Here is a 19,802-nt window from a genome sequence, read left to right as displayed (position 1 = left end):
CCCCCCGGGGCGCGCCCGCTTAGAAGCGGCCGCAACGGCAAGCTCTGCGGGAGACGCGACATGAACATCCTCATCCTCGGGTCCGGCGGACGCGAACATGCCATCGCCTGGGCGGTGATGCAGAACCCGAAATGCGACCGACTGATCGTGGCCCCGGGCAATGCCGGCATCGCGTCCATCGCGGAATGCGCCGATCTCGACATTCTCGACGGCGACGCCGTGGCGGGTTTCGCGGCCGAGCAAGCGATCGACCTGATCATCATCGGCCCCGAGGCGCCGCTGGCCGCCGGTGTCGCCGATACCTGCCGCGCCGCCGGGCTGACCGTGTTCGGCCCCTCCGCCGAGGCCGCCCGGCTCGAAAGCTCCAAAAGCTTCACCAAGGCGATCTGCGACGCCGCCGGAGCGCCCACTGCCGGCTACGCCCATTTCACCGATCTGGAGGCGGCGCGGGCCTATCTCGCCCGCCAGCCGATGCCGATCGTGATCAAGGCCGACGGCTTGGCCGCGGGCAAGGGCGTTGTGGTGGCGACCGAGCGCGACGAGGCGGTGCGCGCGCTCGAGCACATGTTCGGCGGCGAGTTCGGGGCCGCCGGCTCCGAGGTGGTGATCGAGGAGTTCATGGAGGGCGAGGAAGCCAGCTACTTCGTGCTCGTGGATGGCGAGGAAGTGCTGCCGATCGGCACCGCGCAAGACCACAAGCGCGTCGGCGACGGCGACACCGGCCCCAATACCGGCGGCATGGGCGCCTACTCCCCGGCGCCGATCCTCGATTCGCAGGTGGCGCGGAAGGCGCTCGACGAGATCATCCGCCCCACCATGCGCGAGATGGCGAAGCGCGGCACTCCCTATCGCGGCGTGCTCTATGCCGGGCTGATGATCCATCACGGCCAGCCGCGCCTCGTGGAATACAACGTCCGCTTCGGCGATCCGGAGTGCCAGGTGCTGATGATGCGGCTTGGCGGCCAGGCGCTCGACCTGATCCAGGCCTGCGCCGAGGGGCGACTTGGCGCGGTCGAGGCGCAATGGGCCGATGACCACGCGCTGACCGTGGTGATGGCGGCCAAGGGCTATCCGGGCAGCTACGAGAAGGGGTCGGAGATTCGCGGGCTCGACGCGCTCGAGGCAAGCTCTTCGGCGATGGTGTTCCATGCTGGCACGAAGGCCAGGGAAGGCGGCATCGTCGCCAATGGCGGCCGGGTTCTCAACTTCACCACGCGCGGCGCGACATTGGCCGAGGCCCGCGATGCCGCCTACGCGATGGTCGAGGCGATCGATTGGCCGGAAGGGTTCTGCCGCAGCGACATCGGCTGGCGAGCCCTGCCTCAGAAGGGCTGAACACGGCGTCTGTGGTGGCGTCAGCAAGGGAATGGCGACGGCGGACCCTCGGCGTCGCCATTTCGAAGAACCGGAGGCCGCATCGACGAGCGCAAACAGCAAGGGCCGCGCCTTTCGGCGCGGCCCTTCTACATTCGCTGTAGCGCGATCAGGCGGCGGCGGCGCGGCCGACCAGAACGCCGTCGATCTCGCGCGCGGCGGCGGCTTCGTCATTGCCGGACACGGCGGCGATCTCGCGGATCAGCCGCTCGAGCGCGGCCTCGTAGAGCTGACGCTCGGAATAGGACTGCTCGCGCTGGTCGTCGGCACGGTGCAGGTCGCGCACCACCTCGGCGATGGCGATCAGGTCGCCGGAATTGATCTTCTGCTCGTATTCCTGAGCCCGGCGTGACCACATCGCCTTCTTGACCTTGGCCTTGCCCTTCAGGGTCTTGAGGGCATGTGCCACCACGTCGGGCGAGGACAGCGAGCGCAGCCCGGCCTCGGTCGCCTTGTGGGTCGGCACCCGCAGGGTCATCTTGTCCTTCTCGAAGGAGATCACGAAGAGTTCGAGCGACATGCCCGCCACTTCCTGCTCCTCGATCGAGACGATCTTGCCGACGCCATGCGCCGGGTAGACGACGAAATCATCGGGACGGAATTCGTTCTTCTTCTTGCTCATGATGTCCTTCCTGGAGATCGAGTCCGGTGGGGATGACACGAAAAGAACCCGGCGAACCGCATGGTTCGTCAGGTGCAATAACGACCGGACAGGATCAGGTTTTCAGCAGCATTACCGAGACAGCATACCACAAAAACGCCCCCGACGGAAGCGGGGACGCGAAATCTGCCTACGAATGCCGCGCAGCGGCGTCAGCCGCCCTCGCCGGGCTTCTCCGAGAACAGTTCCATCTTGCCCGGCTTGCCGTCCATTTCGGCGGCCCCCGGCAGCGGATCCTTCTTGGTGACGATCACCGGCCAGATCTCGGAATATTTCCGGTTGAACTCGACCCATTTCTCGACATCCGGCTCGGTGTCGGGACGGATCGCGTCGGCCGGGCATTCGGGCTCGCACACGCCGCAATCGATGCATTCGTCCGGATGGATGACGAGCATGTTCTCGCCCTCGTAGAAGCAGTCGACGGGGCAGACCTCGACGCAATCCGTGTACTTGCAGGCGATGCAGTTGTCCTTGACGACATAGGTCATTGGCGGGCCCTCGATGCTTGTTGCGGCCTAGCTAGAGCAGAGCGCGAGGTCATTCAAGCGTCGGCGACCCCTCGCCGGACCCGGCCTGCGCCGGCGGATCAAGATCGTCATAGAGGCCGTGCGCTTCGGGCGCCGGGCCCCGCCGATCCCCCAAGGCCACGATCCGGACCACGCGAATCGCATTGCCCTGCGGAAAGGTCAGCACGTCCCCGGCCCCTACCCCGCGCGAGGCGCGCGCGGCGGGCTGGCCGTTGACCCGGACCCGGCCCTTGGTGACCAGCGCGGCGGCGAGGCCGCGGGTCTTGAAGAACCTGGCCTGCCAGAGCCACTTGTCGAGGCGCAGCGTCTCGCGCGGCGCCTCGGCAGGGTTCGTCCCGCCCCGGCTCAATCGCGCTTGAAGCCCGCGAGCGCGGCGGCGAAGGGGTTGTCGGGGTCGATCTTCTTCTCGCGCGGCGGCTGCGAGGAGAAGTTGCGCGGCCGATCGTCCCGCTCGGGCTTGGGACCGCGGCGCTTGTCGCCCCGGCCCTCGCCCTTGCCGCCCGGCTTGCCCTTGGCACCGCGCGGCGCGTCGCCACGGGCATTATCGGGCTTGCCGCCCTGACGCCGGCCCTTCGCACCCTCACCGCCCCGGCGCTGACCGCGCCCGGCCCAGGTGAAGGTATAGTAGGTCTCCATCTCGGCGCCGGCATCCTCATGCGCGGCCTGCGGCGCGGTCTCGCCCACGGCGATGGTGCCCGGCGGGATCTCGGTCGGATTGCCGGCCGGAATGCCGACCGGCGGATCGCTGTCGGGCATCTCGTCGGGCTGCGGCGCGGGGCCACGATCGGGCGACTCGCCCGGAAGCTCCGAGGGCGGCAGATCCGGCTCGGTGCCCGGCACGTCGGTGGGGCTGGCGGGCGCGTTGTCGGGACGCTCCGGCGCATCCGGGGTCTCGTTCGGCAGGTCCGGCTGCTCGGGCGCGTCGGGCGGGGTGATGCCCGGCGCGTTGGGCTGGTCGGGGGCCTCCTGCGGCGTGTTGCCCGGGACGTCCGGCCCTTCGGGGGCCGGCGGCGTGGTATCGGGGGTTTCGCCGGGCACTTCCTGCGGACCGGCGGCCTTCACAGGCTTGGCCTTGGGCCGCTCGCCCTTCTCCGCCTTGTAACCCAGACCGGTCATCAGCTCGGCGAACTGCTCGAGCGTCAGGCCGGTGATCGACAGCATGTCGGGCACCGCCTCGAAGCCGCGCTTGCTGTCGCGATCGCGCAGCATGTCGGCCAGCCGCTCGAGCATGTCGATGCGGATCGCCCGCTCGCCGGCGGCCCGGTAGCCTGCCATGGCATAGTAGCCCGGCGCGGCACCGCGCGTCGCGGGCACGGTCACGAGGCCCGGAGGCGGCGTCTCGGGGAATTCCTGCAAACCCTTGGACAGGGCCCAGAGCACGAGGCGGATGCGAGTCGGCGCGGGCTTCAGCAGCGCCGGCATGAAGACCGTGAACTGCCCGAAGCGGATGCCGTGCTTGCGCAGCGCGCCGCGCGCTTCCTGATCCAGACCGCGCACCTCGTCGGCGATCTCGCCGCGCGGGATGATGCCGAAATTCTCGACCATGCGATAGGCGAAGCCCTTGGCCTGACCGGTCAGCGTCTCGTCATTGCCCAGCGCCAGCAGCGGCTCCTGGGTGGCGGCGATCTTGCGGTCGATGAAATGCTGCAGCCGCCGCTTCACCTTCTCGGCGATCTCGAGACCGGCTTCGTCATCGACATAGGCCACGACTTGCGGCTTGAACGGGTCGGCGCCGGAGACCAGCTTGCCCACCGCCGAGGAGCCCCACATCAGGCCGCCCTGCTCGGTCACGTCGATTTCGGTATCGGGCGCGTTGTAGAACCGGTCGGCGCGCAGATGGAACTGGGGCGCGAGCGCCTTGTCCGCCGCCTGGCGCAGCGTTCTCGCCTCGTCGGGGCTGCCCGACTTGTCGGCGCGGAACCGGAACCCTTCCAGCCGCCCGACGAATTCACCCTCGACCGTCACGTCGCCGCTGTCTTTCACTTCGGCCACCATGACCTCCTTCTGCTTGAGCCGCCGGGCCAGAACACTGGTCCGCCGGTCCACGAATCTTTGAGTCAGCGCGCCATGCAGCGCATCCGACAGGCGATCTTCTACAGCGCGCGTCACCCCGCGCCAATGGCTTTCGTCCCCGACCCAGCCGCTGCGCTGGGCCACGTAGGTCCAGGTGCGGATATAGGCCAACCGCTTGGACAATGCATCGATGTCCCCCTCGGGCCGGTCGATCCGTTCGATGCGCTTGGCGAACCAGTCGTCGGGGATGCGGCCGCGGTCCTGCAGATGGGCGAAAATCTGCCCGACCATCTCGGCATGCTCGCCTCGGCCGATGCCGCGGAAATCCGGCAGGCGGCAAACCTCCCACAGCAGCCTCACCGCCGTGCCGTCGCGGGTCCGGGCCTGGATCAGCGGGTCGGCGGCGAGGGATTTCAGCGCAGCGAGGTCGTCGCTCTCGCGCACCCGACCGAGCCATGGGTTGTTGGTGCGGCTCTCCAGCGTCTGGATCAACCGCTTGAGCGAGCCGAACTGCAGGTCCGAGTTGCGCCAGAACAGCCGCGTGACGGGCCGGAACTGGTGGTTTTCGATGGCCTCGACCACATCGTCGTCCAATGGCGGCGCCTCGCCGGTGACGCCGAAGCTGCCATTGGTGCGGTGCCGCCCGGCACGTCCGGCGATCTGCGCCAGCTCGTCGGGGGCGAGGTGGCGCATCTTATGGCCGTCGAACTTGATCAACGACGAGAAGGCGACATGGCCGATATCGAGGTTGAGCCCCATGCCGATCGCATCGGTGGCGACGAGGTAGTCGACATCGCCGTTCTGGTACATCTCGACCTGCGCATTGCGGGTGCGCGGCGACAGCGCCCCCATCACCACCGCCGCCCCGCCCTTCTGGCGGCGGATCAGTTCGGCGATGGCATAGACGCTGTCGACCGAGAAGCCGACGATGGCCGACCTCTCGGGCATGCGGCTGAGCTTCTTGGAGCCCGAATAGCTCAGCGTCGAGAGCCGGTCGCGCCGCATCATGTCGGCCTCGGGCACCAGCGCCCGGATCGCCGGCGCCATGGTCTCGGAGCCGAGGAACAGCGTCTCGTGCCGGCCGCGTGCGCGCAGCAGCCGGTCGGTGAAGACATGGCCGCGTTCGGGATCGGCACAGAGCTGGATCTCGTCCACCGCGAGGAAATCGGCATCCAGTTCGGGCATCGCCTCGACGGTGCAGACCCAGTAGGCGGCACGCGGCGGCACGATCCGTTCCTCGCCGGTGACCAGCGCCACCACCGAGGGGCCGCGCGCCTTGACGATGCGGTCATAGACCTCGCGCGCGAGCAGCCTGAGCGGCAGGCCGATCACGCCCGTCCGGTAGGCCAGCATCCGCTCGATCGCGTAATGCGTCTTGCCGGTGTTTGTAGGGCCGAGCACGGCCGCGATGCGGGAGGGGGTCATGGAAGGTCCTGTGGTCGCGCCGAGGCGGCGGAAAGATCAGAGCGTGCGGCCGCCGAGCATGATGTCGAGGCGATGGGCGGCCTCGCCGGCCTGCGCATCCTGCGGCTTGAGCGCGAGCACCCGACCCCAGACCTCGCGCGCGGCTTCGGGGCGGCCCATCTCCTCGAGCAGCGCGGCGAAGCCTTCAAGCGCGCCGAAATGGCGCGGCTCGATCGCCAGCGCCACGCGCAAATCGTCGATCGCCGGGCCGGTCAGCCCGTCGAGGTAATAGGCGTTGGCGCGCAGCACATGCGCCTCGGCGAGGCCGGGCGTATGATCGATCGCGGCGGTCAGATGCTCGACCGCCGCCTCGACATCGCCCATGCCCAGCGCCTCGCGACCGCGAGTCAGCAGCAGGTCGATCGCCGGCGAGCCACTGCGCGACCAGGCCTCGCGGATCTCCGCCGAAAGACCGTCGGTCTGCGCCGGCCCCGCCGCCTGCAGCTCCTCGAACAGGCGCGCAACCCGCTCGTCGTCCTGCGCGATGGCCGGGGTGGCCGCGAGCCCGAGCAGCAATGCCGCGAGGACAGGTTTGATGGAAGGAAATCTTGCGCCCATAGTCCCCAGTGTAGGTGCGCGGCATGGCCGAGACCAGAGGCGCCCCATCACAAGGACCAGATCGGTGGCCATCCCGGCTTCCGCGAACGCGAAGGACGACATGATGAGTGAACTGGTGAGCCACGCGGTGACCGCGCTCAACGCCAAGATGAACGGGCAAGGCCTCGAGGGTGGCCCGGCCAAGTTCGTGATCGCGGATGAGGGCGCGGTGATGATCGACGAGACCGGCGCGCGCGCCGGCGACGAGCCGGCCGAGGTCACGCTCAGCGCCGATGCCGACACGTTCCAGGCGATCCTCGAGGGCGATCTCGATCCGACCGCCGCCTTCATGCAGGGAAAGCTGTCGGTCGATGGCGACATGGGGCTCGCCATGAAGCTGGCGGCGGTTCTTGGCTGACGGCACCGGGGCACCGGCCGCGCCGTTCTTCGCGGAGGTGGCGGACGGCCCGGCATGCGCGCATTGGATCAGCGCGCGTGACGGCGTCAGGCTCAGGGCCGTGCATTGGCCCGGCCCGGCGCCACGCGGCACGGTGCTGATCCTTACCGGTCGCACCGAATACGCCGAGAAGTACGGCCGCGTCGCGACCGAGCTGGCGGCGCGCGGCTTCGGCTGCGCGACGCTCGACTGGCGCGGCCAGGGGCTGTCGGCGCGCGGGCATCGCGATGCGGCCCGGGGCCATGTCGACAGCTTCGCCGAATACCAGACCGATCTCGACGCGCTGCGCGAGCACATCGCAGCGTCGGATCTACCAGGCCCCTACTTCATGCTGGCGCATTCGATGGGTGGCTGCATCGGGCTGCGGGCGCTGACGCGCGGCGTGCCGTTCGCGCGGGTCTGCTTCACCGCGCCGATGTGGGGGGTCCTGATGCGCCCGACGCTGCGGTTCGCGGCCTGGGGGCTGAGCAGCGCCTCGCGCCTGGTCGGTCTGAGCCACCTGCCCTCGCCCGGCCGCTCGGCAACGCTCGAGGACGCGGCCGAAGCCGCGGAGGCCAACATGCTGACCCGCGATCAGGAGAGCTTCGACTGGGTTCGGGCGCAGGTCACCGCGCATCCCGAGCTGGGCCTCGCCGCGCCGTCGCTGCACTGGCTCAACGAGGCGCTGCGCGAGACCCGGGCGCTGGCCCGCCTGCCCTCACCCGACGCGCCCTGCTTGACGCTTCTGGGGGACGAGGAATGGGTCGTGGATTCGGCCCGGATCCATGACCGGATGGCGCGTTGGCCGGATGCCGATTTCGAGGTGATCAAAGGCGGCCGCCACGAGCTGCTGATTGAGGATGCGGCCACGCGCGGCGCACGCATCGACCGGATCGCCGCGCATTTCGCGGGCTGATCACTCCGCCGCGCCGAGATGACCGATCCGGGGCGGCGTCTCGCCCGGGGCGGGCAGCCGCGCCCGCGCCGGATGCCCCCCCGCCACGGTCTCGTGCAGCCGCTCCGACGGGTCGCGGCCGACGATGCGGCGGCTGCGTGACAGGAACAGCTTGTTCCAGCCGCGCCATGTGCTGACCGAAGGGGCCTCGGGGTCGCAGTCGAACTTGGCGCGCCAGCCATCGGGCAGCGCGAGCCCGCGCCCTTCCAGCTGCTCCAGCATCCAGACCAGAGGAATATTGGCCAGTGGGCGGCTTTCCAGCGCGCCGCCGAGCTGACCGCCTATGTCGCCATGGGTGCCCCGGAACCAGACCTGCTCCACCCGTCCCTGAAACCCCTCGGGCGTCACCCACAACACCGGCGCATAGGCGTTGCGGGTCTCATCCAGTGCCAGAGCATGATAGCCGTGCCGCACATGCGCGCCGAGCCGGTGATCGTGGAACATGTGGTTCGGCGCCGACCAGCGCCGGGCGACCGGCAGCCGCAAGCCGAGCGAGGCCACCGTGTCCCAGACGGCGACCGCCTCGATCTCCACATGGTCGTGGCAATGCAGCCGCGAAAAAGCCTGCGCCGCCGGGCTCGGTCCGGCCCCGCGATGACGGTAGTGGCGATAGGCGTCGCGCACGTTGCGCTCGGTCGCCTCGTCGGCGCGCAGCAGGCCGACCCGGCTGATCACCCCCGCCAGCGAACGCACCGCGTAGGCGCCGCGCGAATAGCCGACGAGGATGATCGTGTCGCCGGGCCGAAACCGCGAGGCGAGCACCCCATAGGCGCGCTGAATGAGCCGGTTGATGCCGCGCCCCATGAGCACGTCGAGCGTCTCGCGCCACGAGGTCCACTGGATCCCGGCTTCGTAATGCACGGTCAGGTTGGCGTGCCGACCGCTTTCGCGCAGCAGCTTGTAGGTCAGCCCGGCATTGGTCTCGAAGCCGCGCTTCAGGGTCGACATCGTGCCGTCGAGGATGATGACATGGGTGGCCGGACCACGGGCCCGGGGCTGGCCTTCCGCCTGACGCGGTCGCCGCCCGACGAGACCCAGCAGCCAGTCACGGACGCTCATCGGGGCCCCTGTTTCCTGCCTGCGCTGTGACCGCCCGCCGCATCCCGCTCCTTCCGCAGTTAACCTTTACCCTAGAGGCCGGGACGGGTCTGTCCAGAGCCGAGCCAACTCAGCCCGTTCATATGTGCCATATCCGTTAAAACAGGTCGTTACCCCGACGAGATAGGCGCCCATCGAGCGGAAGAGCAGCCAGTCGCCCTCGCTGGCGCAGCCCGGCAGCGCGGTCTCTCCGGGCAGCCGATCGAGGCTGTCGCAGGTGGGCCCCCACAGCGCGAAGGGGAGCGTTGGCGCCGGCGCCCTGCCATCGCCCGGCAGCAGTTCGACGCGGGACACACCGATCGAGGGGCATTCAGACAATCCGCCATAAATTCCATCGGCGAGGTAGAGCGCGTCGCCGCGCCGGGCCTTGATCGGGACCGCATAGGCCATCGCGTCCGCGATCAGACCGCGCCCCGGCTCGCAGACCAGCGGCGGCGGCGTGTCGAAGGCGGCGCAGGCCTCGACGATGGCCGCGAAGATCGGCTCCAGCGGGGGGTCGATGCCATCGCGGCCCGAGGGGAACCCGCCACCGACATTGAGCCGGGCGAGCGTCACGCCCGCCTCGCGCGCCAGTTCGGCGCAGGCGGTGATGTAGCGCGTCCAAGCGCGCGGGTCGGCGCATTGCGTGCCGACATGGAAGGTCATCGACACCAGATAGCCCTGCTCGGCCGCGCGCCGCAGCAGCGCCAGCGCTAGTTCGGGCGAGGCGCCGAACTTGGCCCCGAAATCATAGGCGGCGCCCTGCACCGGAAGCTTGATCCGCACCGCGATCTCGGCGCCGCGCCCCACCCCCTCGGCGGCCAGCTTGTCGAGTTCGCCCATCTCGTCCACCGACCAGGACACCACCCCGGCCTCGATCCCGGCGCGGATCTCCGCGCGCGAGCGCACCGGGTTGTGGTAATGCAGCCGTGCCTCGGGGCAGACGCCGCGCACCAGCGCCATCTCGGCCGGCGAGGCGACGTCGAAGCCGCGCATCCCACCCGCTACGAGTCGTGCGATCACGCCGGGGTCGGGATTGGCCTTCACCGCATAGGTGACCTCGCCCGCGAATCCCGCCCGGAACCGCGCATGCCGCGCGTCGAGCGCCGCCGGGCAATGGAACAATACCGGCGCCTCGCCGGCATGACGGGCGAGCCAGGTCGCAGGCGTGTCGGCGGTATCGGCCACTATCGGGGTTTGCAGCATTCGGGGCCCTCCTGCTGCGATGTTGCGGCCATGCGCCGCCGGATCGAAGCGGCATTCCGCGCGAAATGCCTCGACGGATCGGCGAATCGCCGACAGGATCGCCGATATGACCGATGCCACCGATGCCCGCCTGCTCGCCCTGTTGACCGAAAACGCCCGCGCGCCAGTGGCACAGCTGGCGCAGCAGCTCGGCCTCGCGCGTTCCACGGTGCAGGCCCGGCTCGACCGGCTCGAACGCGCGGGCCTGATCGCCGGCTACACCGTCCGGCTGGCGGAGCGGGCGCGCGGCGGGATCTGCGCCACGGTGCTTGTGCAGATGGTGCCGGTGCGGCAGGCCGCCGTGCTGGCCGGGCTCAAGCGCCTGCCCGAGGTCGAGACCGTGCACACCACCTCCGGGCGCTTCGACCTCGCCTGTCGGCTGCGCGCGGCGACGACGGAGGCGCTCGACGCGGCGCTCGACCGGATCGGCGCCCTGGACGGGGTGAAGGCGACCGAGGCGCTGATCCATCTTTCCACCCGGATCGACCGGGGCTGATCCCTTTTCCTCCCCTCCCCCGCGCGCTACAGACAAGGCCGATCTGCACGAGGAGCCCGGGACATGGCGATGGAAAAGACATTCGACGCGGCCGAGGCCGAGGCCCGGCTCTACGCGGCGTGGGAAAAGGCGGGCGCGTTCCGCGCCGGCGCCGGCGCGCGCCGCAGCGAGACCTTCTCGATGATGATCCCGCCGCCGAACGTCACCGGCTCTCTGCACATGGGCCATGCCTTCAACAACACGCTGCAGGACATCCTCGCGCGCTGGCACCGGATGCGCGGCTTCGACACGCTCTGGCAGCCCGGGCAGGACCATGCGGGCATCGCCACGCAGATGGTCGTGGAGCGCGAGATGGCCAAGGCGGGCAATGAGAGCCGCCGCGAGATGGGCCGCGAGAAGTTCCTCGAAAAGGTCTGGGAGTGGAAGGCGCAGTCCGGCGGCACCATCATCGACCAGCTCAAGCGTCTCGGCGCCTCCTGCGACTGGGAGCGCAACGCCTTCACCATGTCCGGCGCGCCCGGCGCGCCCGAGGGCGAGCAGGGCAACTTCCACGACGCGGTGATCAAGGTCTTCGTCGACATGTACGACAAGGGGCTGATCTATCGCGGCAAGCGGCTGGTGAACTGGGACCCGCATTTCGAGACGGCGATCTCGGATCTTGAGGTCGAGAACATCGAGCAGCCCGGCAACATGTGGCACTTCAAGTACCCGTTGGCCGGCGGCGAAACCTACACCTATGTGGAGCGCGACGAGGACGGCAACGTCGTCTTCGAGGAGGAGCGCGACTACATCGCCATCGCCACCACGCGTCCCGAGACGATGCTCGGCGACGGCGCGGTGGCCGTTCACCCCGATGACGCGCGCTACGCCCCGATCGTCGGCAAGCTCTGCGAGATCCCGGTCGGGCCCAAGGAACATCGCCGCCTGATCCCGATCATCACCGACGAATATCCGGAGATGGATTTCGGCTCGGGCGCGGTGAAGATCACCGGTGCACACGACTTCAACGACTACGAGGTCGCAAAGCGCGGCGGCATCCCGATGTACCGCCTGATGGACACCAAGGGCGCGATGCGCTCCGACGGCGCCCCCTATGCCGAGGCCGCCGCCCGGGCGCAGGAAGTGGCCCGCGGCGCCGAGATTTCCGTGATGGAGGTCGACGCCCTCAACCTCGTGCCGGACGAGTATCGCGGCCTCGACCGCTTGGAGGCGCGCGAGCGGGTGATCGCCGACATCACCGAGCAGGGCCTCGCCGTGATGGTGCCCGAATGGGACCCGCGCCTCGGGCCCAAGGCCGCCAAGCGCGAAGCCGCGGAGGAAGGCGGCACCCCGCCCGAGACCCGGCTGGTGCCGCTGGTCGAGCACAAGCCGATCATGCAGCCCTTCGGCGACCGCTCCAAGGTGGTGATCGAGCCGATGCTGACCGACCAGTGGTTCGTCGATACCTCGAAGATCGTCGGCCCGGCGCTCGACGCGGTGCGGTCGGGCGAGACGAAGATCCTGCCCGAGCGCGACGCCAAGGTCTATTTCCACTGGCTTGAGAACATCGAACCCTGGTGCATCTCGCGCCAGCTTTGGTGGGGCCACCAGATCCCGGTCTGGTACGGGCCGACCCTGACCGACGGCCATGTCGATCTCGAGGCCGAGTGGACGCCGTTCTGCGCCGCCACCCGCGAGGAGGCGCTCGCCAAGATGGCCGCCTATTACGGCCATGACGAGATCCGCTTCGTCGAGGATCGCCAAGAGGCGATGGCGCTGTTCGAGGCGGCGGTGGGCAACACCACCGACGAGGGCGCGATCCGCAGCCCCCAAGCCCCGACCGCGATCCCGGTCTGGCGCGATCCCGACGTCCTCGACACCTGGTTCTCCTCCGGCCTCTGGCCGATCGGCACGCTGGGCTGGCCCGAGCAAACGCCGGAGTTGGAGAAGTACTTCCCGACCAACACGCTGGTGACCGGCTTCGACATCATCTTCTTCTGGGTCGCCCGGATGATGATGATGCAATACGCCGTGGTCGGCCAGAAGCCCTTCGACACCGTCTATGTCCACGCCCTCGTCCGCGACGAGAAGGGCAAGAAGATGTCGAAGTCGCTGGGCAACGTCATGGACCCGCTCGACCTGATCGACGAGTTCGGCGCCGACGCGGTGCGCTTCACCCTCACCGCGATGGCGGCGATGGGCCGCGACCTGAAGCTCTCGACGCAGCGCATCCAGGGCTACCGCAACTTCACCACCAAGCTGTGGAACGCCTGCCGCTTCGCGGAGATGAACGGCGCGCTGGCGCCCGAGCGCCACGCCGCGCCGGCGGTACCGCCCAAGGCGACCGCAACCGTCAACCGCTGGATCGTCGCCGAAACCGCGAAGATCCGCGAAGAGACCGACGCGGCGCTCGCGGCCTATCGCTTCAACGACGCCGCGAACGGGCTCTATGCCTTCGTCTGGGGCAAGGTCTGCGACTGGTATGTCGAGTTCTCCAAGCCGCTGCTGCAGGGCGATGACAACGCGGCCAAGGCCGAGACGCAGGCGGTGATGGCTTGGGTGCTGGACCAGTGCATGATCCTGCTGCACCCGATCATGCCCTTCATCACCGAAGAGCTGTGGGGCAACACCGCCAAGCGCGACACCATGCTGGTCCATGCCGAATGGCCCGAATACGGCACCGCCGAGCTCGCGGACCCCGAGGCCGAGGCCGAAATGAGCATCGCCATCGCCATGGTCGAGGGCGTGCGCTCGGCCCGGGCGCAGATGAACGTGCCGGCCGGGCTGCAGGTGCCGGTGGTGCTGGTGAACGCCGACGAGGCCGTTCGCAAGGCGTGGGACCGCAACGCCGCGATGATCTCGCGGCTTGCGCGAATCGACAGCCTGACCGAGGCGACCGAGGCCCCCAAGGGCGCGATCAGCGTTCCCCTGAGCGGCGCGACGCTGGCACTGCCGCTGGCCGACATCATCGACGTCGCGGCCGAGAAGGCACGGCTCGAGAAGGTGGCGGGCAAGCTGGCCAAGGAGATCGGCGGGCTGAAGGGCCGTCTGAACAACCCGAAATTCGCCGCCAGTGCCCCGGAGGACGTGGTCGAGGAGACCCGCGACAACCTCGCCGCGCGCGAGGCCGAGGCGGCGCAGCTCGCCGCCGCGCTGGAGCGGTTGGCCGAAATCGCGTGAATAAGGAGCGGCGGTCCGGTAGCCGGGCCGCCGCCCGTCAGAACGAGTCCATGAACAGGATACGGAACAGCAGGGCGACGACGACGAAGCTGCCCGTCCCCAAAAGGATCAGCCAGACATAGTCGAAGGCTGAGCGTTCGTCGCTCCCCGGGGCATCGAGCCCGGCGCGAAAGGCTTTAAGCATTCGTCTCATAAAAAATAAAAATCGCCTTAAAGTTGTCACTGCACGCTAGGCGAGCCGAACCCACCATGCAAGTGTTTGATGCTTGTGATGGTTATCGCCGCGCGGCATGCTTCCCGACATGACCGATCCACGCCTCACCCCGCTCGCCGCAGCCCTTCCCGACGTCGTTCCCTTCGTCGGCCCGGAAACGCAGGAACGCCGCCGCGGCCGTGCCTTCCGCGCCCGTCTCGGCGCCAACGAGAACGTCTTCGGCCCCAGCCCGCGCGTGCTCGAAGCGATCCGCAAGGCGGCGCCGGACGTCTGGATGTATGGCGACCCCGAGGCGCATGAGCTGCGGCAGGCGATCGCCGCGCATCATGGCGTCGACCCGAAACATGTCCGCGTCGGCGAGGGCATCGATGGCCTTCTCGGGCTGCTGGTGCGGTTGACCGTCGGCCCCGGCGACTGGGTCGTGACCTCCGAGGGCGGCTACCCGACCTTCGACTTCCACGTCGAAGGCTTCGGCGGTCGGATCGAACGGGTGCCCTATGCCGATGACCGGGTCGACGCGCGCGGCCTGATCGATCGGGCCGACTGGACCGGCGCGAAGCTGGTCTACATCGCTAACCCGGACAACCCGATGGGCGGGATGCACGGCGCGGAGGCGATCCGCCAGATGATCGAGGCCCTGCCTGCCGACGCGTTGCTGGTGCTCGACGAGGCTTATGCCGAGTTCGCGCCAGCGGAGGAGTTGCCCGAGATCGCCCCCGCCGATTCTCGGGTGATCCGGCTGCGCACCTTTTCCAAGGCCTATGGCCTTGCGGGCGCGCGGGTGGGGTACGCGATCGGCCCCGCGCCGCTGATCGCGGCCTTCGACCGGGTGCGCAACCATTTCGGCTTGGGCCGCCTGTCGCAGGTTGCGGCGGTCGCGGCCTTGGGCGATGGCGATCACCTGACGCATGTGGTGACCCAGGTCGCCGCCGCGCGGGCCCGGATCGCCGCCATCGCGCATGATGCCGGTCTGGTACCGCTGCCCTCCTCGACCAATTTCGTGGCGATCGATTGCGGCGGCGACGGCGCGTTGGCGCGCCGGGTCATGCAGGAGCTGGCGGCCCGCGACGTCTTCGTACGGATGCCTGGCGTCGCACCGCTTGACCGCTGCATCCGCATCAGCGCCGGCAGCGAGGCCGATCTCGACGCCCTCGCGCAGGCGTTACCGGCCGCGCTGGAAGCGGCACGCGCCGCGAACTAGGTCTCGCCGGGCAAAGGAGGTCGCCATGCGCCCACCCGCCCCGGACTACACCTCTGCCTTTCTCGCCACCCTGGGCGTGCTGCTGTTCATGGGCTTGCTGACCGTGGCCGCGCTCTGGGGCTGGGTCGGCGTGCTGTTGGGCGCGCTGGGCTTCGACAAGCTCGCCCGCCCCATCGCCCGCCGCGCCCGCCACGTGCGGCGTTAGGGCCGGGCCGACACCTCCGCGACGCTGGTTTCGATCAGCTTGAGGCAATCGGGCGTCGAGAAACGGTGATCGGCCCCGTCGACCAGCGTCAGCCGCATGTCCGGCCCTTCCGCATGTTCCAAAAGCCGCAGCGCAGTGGAAACCGACACGTCCTCATCCGCCGTGCCCTGCAGGAAGCGCACCGGGAAGGGCAGTTTCAGCGGCGTGCGCAGTACCAGCTGCTTGCGCCCCTCCTCGATCAGACGACGGGTGATCCGCAGCGGCTCGCCATAATCGGACGGGTAATCGAGATGGCCCTCGGCCGCGAGAGCAGCGCGCATCTCCTCCGTCATCTCCACCCAGAACCCGTCCTCGGTGAAATCGGGGGCGGCGGCGATGGTCACGAGACCCGCCACCTTGGCGGGCATGGCGCGCGCCAGCAGCAGCGAGATCCAGCCCCCCATCGACGAGCCGACGAGGATCTGCGGCCCGTCGGTCAGCTCCAGCGCCGCCGCCGCGTCCTCCGCCCAGTCGCCGATCGCGCCCTCCTCGAAGCGGCCGCCGCTGCTGCCATGGCCGGAATAGTCGAAACGCAGGAAGGCGCGGCCTTCCCGCTTTGCCCAGTCCTCGAGATGCAGCGCCTTGGTCCCCTCCCTATCGGAGCGAAAGCCCCCCAGGAATACCACGCCCGGCCCCGTCCCTGGGGTGAGATCATAGGCGATGCGGCGGCCCTGCGGGCTGGTGAAATCGGGCATGATCCTCTCCGTTCTTGGTCGGCGCGCAGCATCGAAGCGCTGGGCCGCGATGGCAAGCCCCGCGCTTGACAGCCCGGCCCCACCCGATCATCAAGCCCCGACACACATAACCCGCAACCGGGCGTTCCGTGGGCGCCAAACCGACGAGGAGGCCGACATGGCCCAGATCTCCCTCACCTTTCCCGATGGCAACAGCCGCGAGTATCCCGCCGGGGTGACCGCCGCCGAAGTGGCGCAGTCGATCTCGCCGAGCCTCGCCAAGAAGGCCATCTCCGCCGACGTGAACGGCAACCACTGGGATCTCAGCTGGCCGATCCAGCATGACAGCAAGATCGCGATCCACTCGACCAAGGACGCCGAGCCGTCGCTGGAGCTGATCCGCCACGCCTTTGCCCATGTGATGGCCCGCGCGGTGCAGGAAATCTGGCCCGACGTGAAGGTCACCATCGGCCCGGTGACCGAGAACGGCTGGTTCTACGACTTCGACCGCTCGGAGCCCTTCACCCCCGAGGATCTCGGCGCGATCGAGAAGAAGATGAAGGAAATCATCGCCAAGTCCGAGCCGATCCGCAACGAGGTGTGGGACCGGGCGCAGGCGCGCGCCTATTACCAGGAGCGCGGCGAGACCTTCAAGATCGAGCTTCTCGACCGCATCCCCGAGGACGCGCCGATCCGCATGTACTGGCACGGCGACTGGCAGGATCTCTGCCGCGGCCCGCATCTGCAGCATCTGGGCCAGCTCCCGGCCGACGCCTTCAAGCTGATGGGCGTCTCCGGCGCCTACTGGTTCGGCGACGTGAGCCGCCCGCAGCTGCAGCGGATCTCGGGCGTGGGCTTCCGCAACCGCGACGAGCTCAAGGCGCATCTGACCATGCTGGAGGAGGCCGCCAAGCGCGACCACCGCAAGCTTGGCCGCGAGATGGACCTGTATCACCTGCAGGAGGAAGCGCCGGGCATGGTGTTCTGGCACCCCAATGGCTGGACCGTCTACCGCGCGCTCGAAGACTACATGCGCCGCCGCCAGAACGCTGCCGGCTACCGCGAGATCCGCACCCCGCAGGTCGTCGACCGCGTGCTGTGGGAGCGTTCGGGCCACTGGGAGGCCTATCGCGAGAACATGTTCATCGTCGAGGTGGACGAGGAAGGCGCCAAGGAAAAGCGCACGAACGCGCTCAAGCCGATGAACTGCCCCTGCCACGTGCAGGTGTATAACCAGGGCCTCAAATCATACCGCGACCTGCCGCTGCGGCTCGCGGAGTTCGGCTCCTGCCATCGCTACGAATCCTCGGGCTCCATGCATGGTCTGATGCGGGTGCGCGGCTTCGTGCAGGACGACGCGCATATCTTCTGCACCGAGGACCAGCTCGAGCAGGAATGCGCGGACTTCATCGCGCTGCTCGCCTCGGTCTACCACGACCTCGGCTTCGAGAAGTTCGACATCAAGCTCTCGACCCGGCCCGAGACCCGCGTCGGATCGGACGAGATCTGGGACAAGGCCGAAACCGCTCTGGAAAAGGCGATCCAGAAGGCCGGGGCCGACTACACCATCGATCCGGGCGAAGGCGCGTTCTACGGGCCCAAGCTCGACTTCAAACTGACGGACGCGATCGGACGCGAGTGGCAGTGCGGCACCTTCCAGGCCGACTTCAACCTGCCCGACCGGCTCGATGCGGAGTTCGTCAACGAGAAGGGCGACAAGGCCCGCCCCGTGATGCTGCACCGCGCGATCCTCGGCTCGTTCGAGCGGTTCCTGGGCATTCTCATCGAGAACCACGCCGGCCGCCTGCCGCTCTGGCTGGCGCCGCGTCAGGTCGTGGTGGCCTCGATCGTCTCGGATGCCGACGACTACGTCCACGAGGTGGTCGCCGCGCTGAAGAAGGCGGGCATCCGCGCCGAGGCCGACACCCGCAACGAGAAGATTAACTACAAGGTGCGCGAGCACTCGGTCGGCAAGGTGCCGGTGATCCTCGCCATCGGCGGCCGCGAGGTCGAGGAGCGCACCGTGAGCCTGCGCCGCCTCGGCGAGAACCGCTCCGAGGTGCTCAGCTTGGACGAGGTGCTGGCGCGGCTCAAGGACGAGGCGACGCCCCCGGACCTGCGCCGCGACGCCTGAGGCTAGAGCCCCTGGCGGTAGCTGCCGCCCACTTCGATCACCGGGCGCTTCAACAGCGCCGGGTGATCCTGCAGAAGCCCGGCCACTGGCCGGGCTTTTTCGTCATCCGAGAGCCCGCGCCACGTGGTCGAGGACCGGTTGACCGCCTTGTCGCCAAAGGCCGCGAGGATCGCCGCGCGCTCGTCGGCGCCCAGCGGCTCGGCCCGGATATCGACCAGAACGGGGTCGTGCCCCCGCTCTTTCAGCGCCTTCATCGCGGCGCGCGTCTTGTCGCAATTCTTCAGCCCCAAAACCCGCATCTTTGCCTCCAGTTGTGATTTGCCTTTCAGTGGCGCGCCCTAATGTCCTTGGCAACCGCAAGGCGTGCGGTGTGTGATCAAGATACGGGAGAGCGTGCCATGCCGAAGGGCACCGTGAAATGGTTCAACACCACCAAGGGATACGGCTTCATCGCGCCGGAGGATGGCGGCAAGGACATCTTCGTCCACATCTCGGCGGTGGAGCGCTCCGGCCTCACCGGCCTCGCCGATGACGAGCCGGTGGAGTTCGAGCTGATCGAAGGCCGGGATGGACGCGAGATGGCGGGGAATTTGCGGAAGGTTTGATTGTCTGCCGCTAACAGATGCAAGGCATCGAACCTATCAGACAGCTATTGCCAATGCTGGCTGACGAAAGGTGCTTTGCGATAACCTTTGTAGCTCTTTTTCGCCACATCCTCAGGGTCCGGCTTTCCGTGAAAGACCACCACGGACACCTCTTTCGGAAGAACGGTTTCCATAGCTGGCAGGGGCGCAATGCGCGGCAATCCGCGCCTTATCTTCTCAGGAAGCGCTGTGCCCCAGAATGTAGACCCCAGATCGAATTTGTAAGAAACCACCTTATCACTCTGAAACCAGTCAATCTCTTTAACAAGATCCGAGATATAATCCTGATCCCCGGGATATCTTTCGACGATGCTTCCGTCGACTTTCAATCCATCATACAGATATCTATAGGGCCCGGAGGGAAAGCACAGGATCGAGCTGTTGCAGCGAACATTCTGCTTTCCAGAAAAAGGCCTACAGGCGGAAAACGACAGCTCCTCATCGAGTAGAAAATCGATGCTCCCTGTAATGACGACATCAAGGTCCAAGTATAGTATCCGCGCGCCCTCAGGGAACAAATCAGGATTGAACAAACAAATTTTGTTCCACCAGCCGGTCCAGTTTTCCGTAAGCGGCACGACGTGGACGTCATCGGGCAAATTCGTTCCATCATCGGTCAGGCAAAAAAATTCATGCGGAACGTTTAGGTTCCGCCTGACCATATTCCGCAACCTTGTTACATAGGACGAAGGGTACTTGTTGCCCCATTTAACGCAAGCAACGACAACCTTAGACACGGCGCTTCCT

20 protein-coding genes are annotated in these 19,802 nt (G+C 68.0%); 9 read left to right on the top strand and 11 right to left on the bottom strand.

All coding sequences use genetic code 11. The annotated features are described in order from the left end of the window. Positions 1–60: 60 nt before the first annotated feature. A complete protein-coding gene (purD, locus tag FHS00_RS08785) occupies positions 61–1,335 on the top strand; it encodes a phosphoribosylamine--glycine ligase (RefSeq protein ID WP_183471924.1) in 1,275 nt (424 codons plus the stop codon). 148 nt (positions 1,336–1,483) lie between these two features. On the opposite strand, the gene FHS00_RS08780 is transcribed toward purD, so the two are convergent. From FHS00_RS08780 to FHS00_RS08760, 5 genes are all read right to left on the bottom strand, one after another. Further along, on the bottom strand, positions 1,484–1,996 hold the full coding sequence (locus FHS00_RS08780) for a CarD family transcriptional regulator (protein WP_183471922.1): 513 nt from the start codon (positions 1,994–1,996) through the stop codon (positions 1,484–1,486). A gap of 191 nt (positions 1,997–2,187) precedes the next feature. After that, complete coding sequence (fdxA, locus tag FHS00_RS08775) at positions 2,188–2,523, bottom strand: ferredoxin FdxA (RefSeq protein WP_183471920.1); 336 nt, start codon at positions 2,521–2,523, stop codon at positions 2,188–2,190. Positions 2,524–2,572: 49 nt separating this feature from the next. Continuing rightward, entirely contained in the window at positions 2,573–2,911 is a 339-nt protein-coding gene (locus tag FHS00_RS08770) for an RNA-binding S4 domain-containing protein (protein WP_183471918.1), read from the bottom strand. Further along, a complete protein-coding gene (locus FHS00_RS08765; RefSeq protein ID WP_183471916.1) occupies positions 2,908–6,000 on the bottom strand; it encodes a helicase-related protein in 3,093 nt (1,030 codons plus the stop codon). The genes FHS00_RS08770 and FHS00_RS08765 overlap by 4 nt, the downstream gene beginning before the upstream one ends. 36 nt (positions 6,001–6,036) lie before the next feature. After that, a complete protein-coding gene (locus tag FHS00_RS08760; RefSeq protein WP_246391210.1) occupies positions 6,037–6,597 on the bottom strand; it encodes a tetratricopeptide repeat protein in 561 nt (186 codons plus the stop codon). Positions 6,598–6,700: 103 nt separating this feature from the next. On the opposite strand from FHS00_RS08760, the gene FHS00_RS08755 reads away from it, so the two are divergent. Together FHS00_RS08755 and FHS00_RS08750 are read left to right on the top strand one after the other, a co-directional pair. Continuing rightward, on the top strand, positions 6,701–6,994 hold the full coding sequence (locus FHS00_RS08755; RefSeq protein WP_183471914.1) for an SCP2 sterol-binding domain-containing protein: 294 nt from the start codon (positions 6,701–6,703) through the stop codon (positions 6,992–6,994). Beyond that, the gene (locus FHS00_RS08750; RefSeq protein ID WP_183471912.1) at positions 6,987–7,928 is read left to right on the top strand and encodes an alpha/beta fold hydrolase; all 942 of its coding nucleotides are present in this window, start codon (positions 6,987–6,989) and stop codon (positions 7,926–7,928) included. Before FHS00_RS08755 ends, FHS00_RS08750 begins: the two co-directional genes overlap by 8 nt. Here FHS00_RS08750 and FHS00_RS08745 read toward each other — a convergent pair whose 3' ends face one another. Next, positions 7,929–9,026 (bottom strand): DUF2235 domain-containing protein, encoded by a 1,098-nt coding sequence (locus FHS00_RS08745; RefSeq protein ID WP_183471910.1) that lies wholly within the window; start codon positions 9,024–9,026, stop codon positions 7,929–7,931. A gap of 66 nt (positions 9,027–9,092) precedes the next feature. Beyond that, entirely contained in the window at positions 9,093–10,250 is a 1,158-nt protein-coding gene (locus FHS00_RS08740; RefSeq protein WP_183471908.1) for an alanine racemase, read from the bottom strand. A gap of 106 nt (positions 10,251–10,356) precedes the next feature. Between FHS00_RS08740 and FHS00_RS08735 the strand changes: the two genes are divergently transcribed. Both FHS00_RS08735 and FHS00_RS08730 read left to right on the top strand, forming a co-directional pair. Further along, positions 10,357–10,785: an Lrp/AsnC family transcriptional regulator gene (locus tag FHS00_RS08735; protein ID WP_246391209.1), complete on the top strand. Its 429-nt coding sequence runs from the start codon at positions 10,357–10,359 to the stop codon at positions 10,783–10,785. A gap of 63 nt (positions 10,786–10,848) precedes the next feature. Then, positions 10,849–13,944, top strand: coding sequence for a valine--tRNA ligase (locus tag FHS00_RS08730; protein ID WP_183471904.1), 3,096 nt, complete (start codon positions 10,849–10,851; stop codon positions 13,942–13,944). A gap of 37 nt (positions 13,945–13,981) precedes the next feature. On the opposite strand, the gene FHS00_RS08725 is transcribed toward FHS00_RS08730, so the two are convergent. Continuing rightward, positions 13,982–14,128, bottom strand: coding sequence for a hypothetical protein (locus FHS00_RS08725; protein WP_183471902.1), 147 nt, complete (start codon positions 14,126–14,128; stop codon positions 13,982–13,984). A 118-nt stretch (positions 14,129–14,246) separates the two neighbouring features. On the opposite strand from FHS00_RS08725, the gene FHS00_RS08720 reads away from it, so the two are divergent. After that, positions 14,247–15,359, top strand: coding sequence for a pyridoxal phosphate-dependent aminotransferase (locus FHS00_RS08720; protein WP_183471900.1), 1,113 nt, complete (start codon positions 14,247–14,249; stop codon positions 15,357–15,359). 25 nt (positions 15,360–15,384) lie between these two features. Next, positions 15,385–15,564: a hypothetical protein gene (locus FHS00_RS08715; protein WP_183471898.1), complete on the top strand. Its 180-nt coding sequence runs from the start codon at positions 15,385–15,387 to the stop codon at positions 15,562–15,564. On the opposite strand, the gene FHS00_RS08710 is transcribed toward FHS00_RS08715, so the two are convergent. Then, positions 15,561–16,298, bottom strand: coding sequence for an alpha/beta hydrolase (locus FHS00_RS08710; protein WP_183471896.1), 738 nt, complete (start codon positions 16,296–16,298; stop codon positions 15,561–15,563). The genes FHS00_RS08715 and FHS00_RS08710 overlap by 4 nt on opposite strands. 157 nt (positions 16,299–16,455) lie before the next feature. Between FHS00_RS08710 and thrS the strand changes: the two genes are divergently transcribed. Next, positions 16,456–18,411 carry a threonine--tRNA ligase gene (gene thrS, locus FHS00_RS08705; RefSeq protein WP_183471894.1) on the top strand — a complete coding sequence of 652 codons (1,956 nt, stop codon included), beginning with the start codon at positions 16,456–16,458 and terminating at the stop codon, positions 18,409–18,411. Positions 18,412–18,413: 2 nt separating this feature from the next. Here thrS and FHS00_RS08700 read toward each other — a convergent pair whose 3' ends face one another. Then, positions 18,414–18,710, bottom strand: coding sequence for an arsenate reductase family protein (locus FHS00_RS08700; protein ID WP_183471892.1), 297 nt, complete (start codon positions 18,708–18,710; stop codon positions 18,414–18,416). Positions 18,711–18,809: 99 nt separating this feature from the next. Between FHS00_RS08700 and FHS00_RS08695 the strand changes: the two genes are divergently transcribed. Beyond that, positions 18,810–19,016 carry a cold-shock protein gene (locus FHS00_RS08695; RefSeq protein ID WP_021692131.1) on the top strand — a complete coding sequence of 69 codons (207 nt, stop codon included), beginning with the start codon at positions 18,810–18,812 and terminating at the stop codon, positions 19,014–19,016. 44 nt (positions 19,017–19,060) lie between these two features. Here the strand turns inward: FHS00_RS08695 and FHS00_RS08690 are convergent, their stop codons facing one another. After that, the gene (locus FHS00_RS08690) at positions 19,061–19,792 is read right to left on the bottom strand and encodes a glycosyltransferase family protein (RefSeq protein WP_183471890.1); all 732 of its coding nucleotides are present in this window, start codon (positions 19,790–19,792) and stop codon (positions 19,061–19,063) included. Between the last annotated feature and the right edge of the window lie 10 nt (positions 19,793–19,802).

It is taken from the genome of Limimaricola variabilis, from assembly GCF_014195545.1.
Lineage (GTDB): Bacteria > Pseudomonadota > Alphaproteobacteria > Rhodobacterales > Rhodobacteraceae > Limimaricola > Limimaricola variabilis.
This window is presented reverse-complemented; position numbering and strand designations above follow the sequence as displayed.

Coding starts and splice junctions, on each gene's coding strand:
- FHS00_RS08745 (WP_183471910.1), bottom strand. CDS start 9,026: ATGAGCGTCCGTGACTGGCTGCTGGGTCTCGTCGGGCGGCGACCGCGT.
- FHS00_RS08755 (WP_183471914.1), top strand. CDS start 6,701: ATGAGTGAACTGGTGAGCCACGCGGTGACCGCGCTCAACGCCAAGATG.
- FHS00_RS08725 (WP_183471902.1), bottom strand. CDS start 14,128: ATGCTTAAAGCCTTTCGCGCCGGGCTCGATGCCCCGGGGAGCGACGAA.
- FHS00_RS08710 (WP_183471896.1), bottom strand. CDS start 16,298: ATGCCCGATTTCACCAGCCCGCAGGGCCGCCGCATCGCCTATGATCTC.
- FHS00_RS08765 (WP_183471916.1), bottom strand. CDS start 6,000: ATGACCCCCTCCCGCATCGCGGCCGTGCTCGGCCCTACAAACACCGGC.
- FHS00_RS08695 (WP_021692131.1), top strand. CDS start 18,810: ATGCCGAAGGGCACCGTGAAATGGTTCAACACCACCAAGGGATACGGC.
- thrS (WP_183471894.1), top strand. CDS start 16,456: ATGGCCCAGATCTCCCTCACCTTTCCCGATGGCAACAGCCGCGAGTAT.
- fdxA (WP_183471920.1), bottom strand. CDS start 2,523: ATGACCTATGTCGTCAAGGACAACTGCATCGCCTGCAAGTACACGGAT.
- FHS00_RS08720 (WP_183471900.1), top strand. CDS start 14,247: ATGACCGATCCACGCCTCACCCCGCTCGCCGCAGCCCTTCCCGACGTC.
- FHS00_RS08730 (WP_183471904.1), top strand. CDS start 10,849: ATGGCGATGGAAAAGACATTCGACGCGGCCGAGGCCGAGGCCCGGCTC.
- FHS00_RS08735 (WP_246391209.1), top strand. CDS start 10,357: ATGACCGATGCCACCGATGCCCGCCTGCTCGCCCTGTTGACCGAAAAC.
- FHS00_RS08780 (WP_183471922.1), bottom strand. CDS start 1,996: ATGAGCAAGAAGAAGAACGAATTCCGTCCCGATGATTTCGTCGTCTAC.
- FHS00_RS08740 (WP_183471908.1), bottom strand. CDS start 10,250: ATGCTGCAAACCCCGATAGTGGCCGATACCGCCGACACGCCTGCGACC.
- FHS00_RS08700 (WP_183471892.1), bottom strand. CDS start 18,710: ATGCGGGTTTTGGGGCTGAAGAATTGCGACAAGACGCGCGCCGCGATG.
- purD (WP_183471924.1), top strand. CDS start 61: ATGAACATCCTCATCCTCGGGTCCGGCGGACGCGAACATGCCATCGCC.
- FHS00_RS08715 (WP_183471898.1), top strand. CDS start 15,385: ATGCGCCCACCCGCCCCGGACTACACCTCTGCCTTTCTCGCCACCCTG.
- FHS00_RS08760 (WP_246391210.1), bottom strand. CDS start 6,597: ATGGGCGCAAGATTTCCTTCCATCAAACCTGTCCTCGCGGCATTGCTG.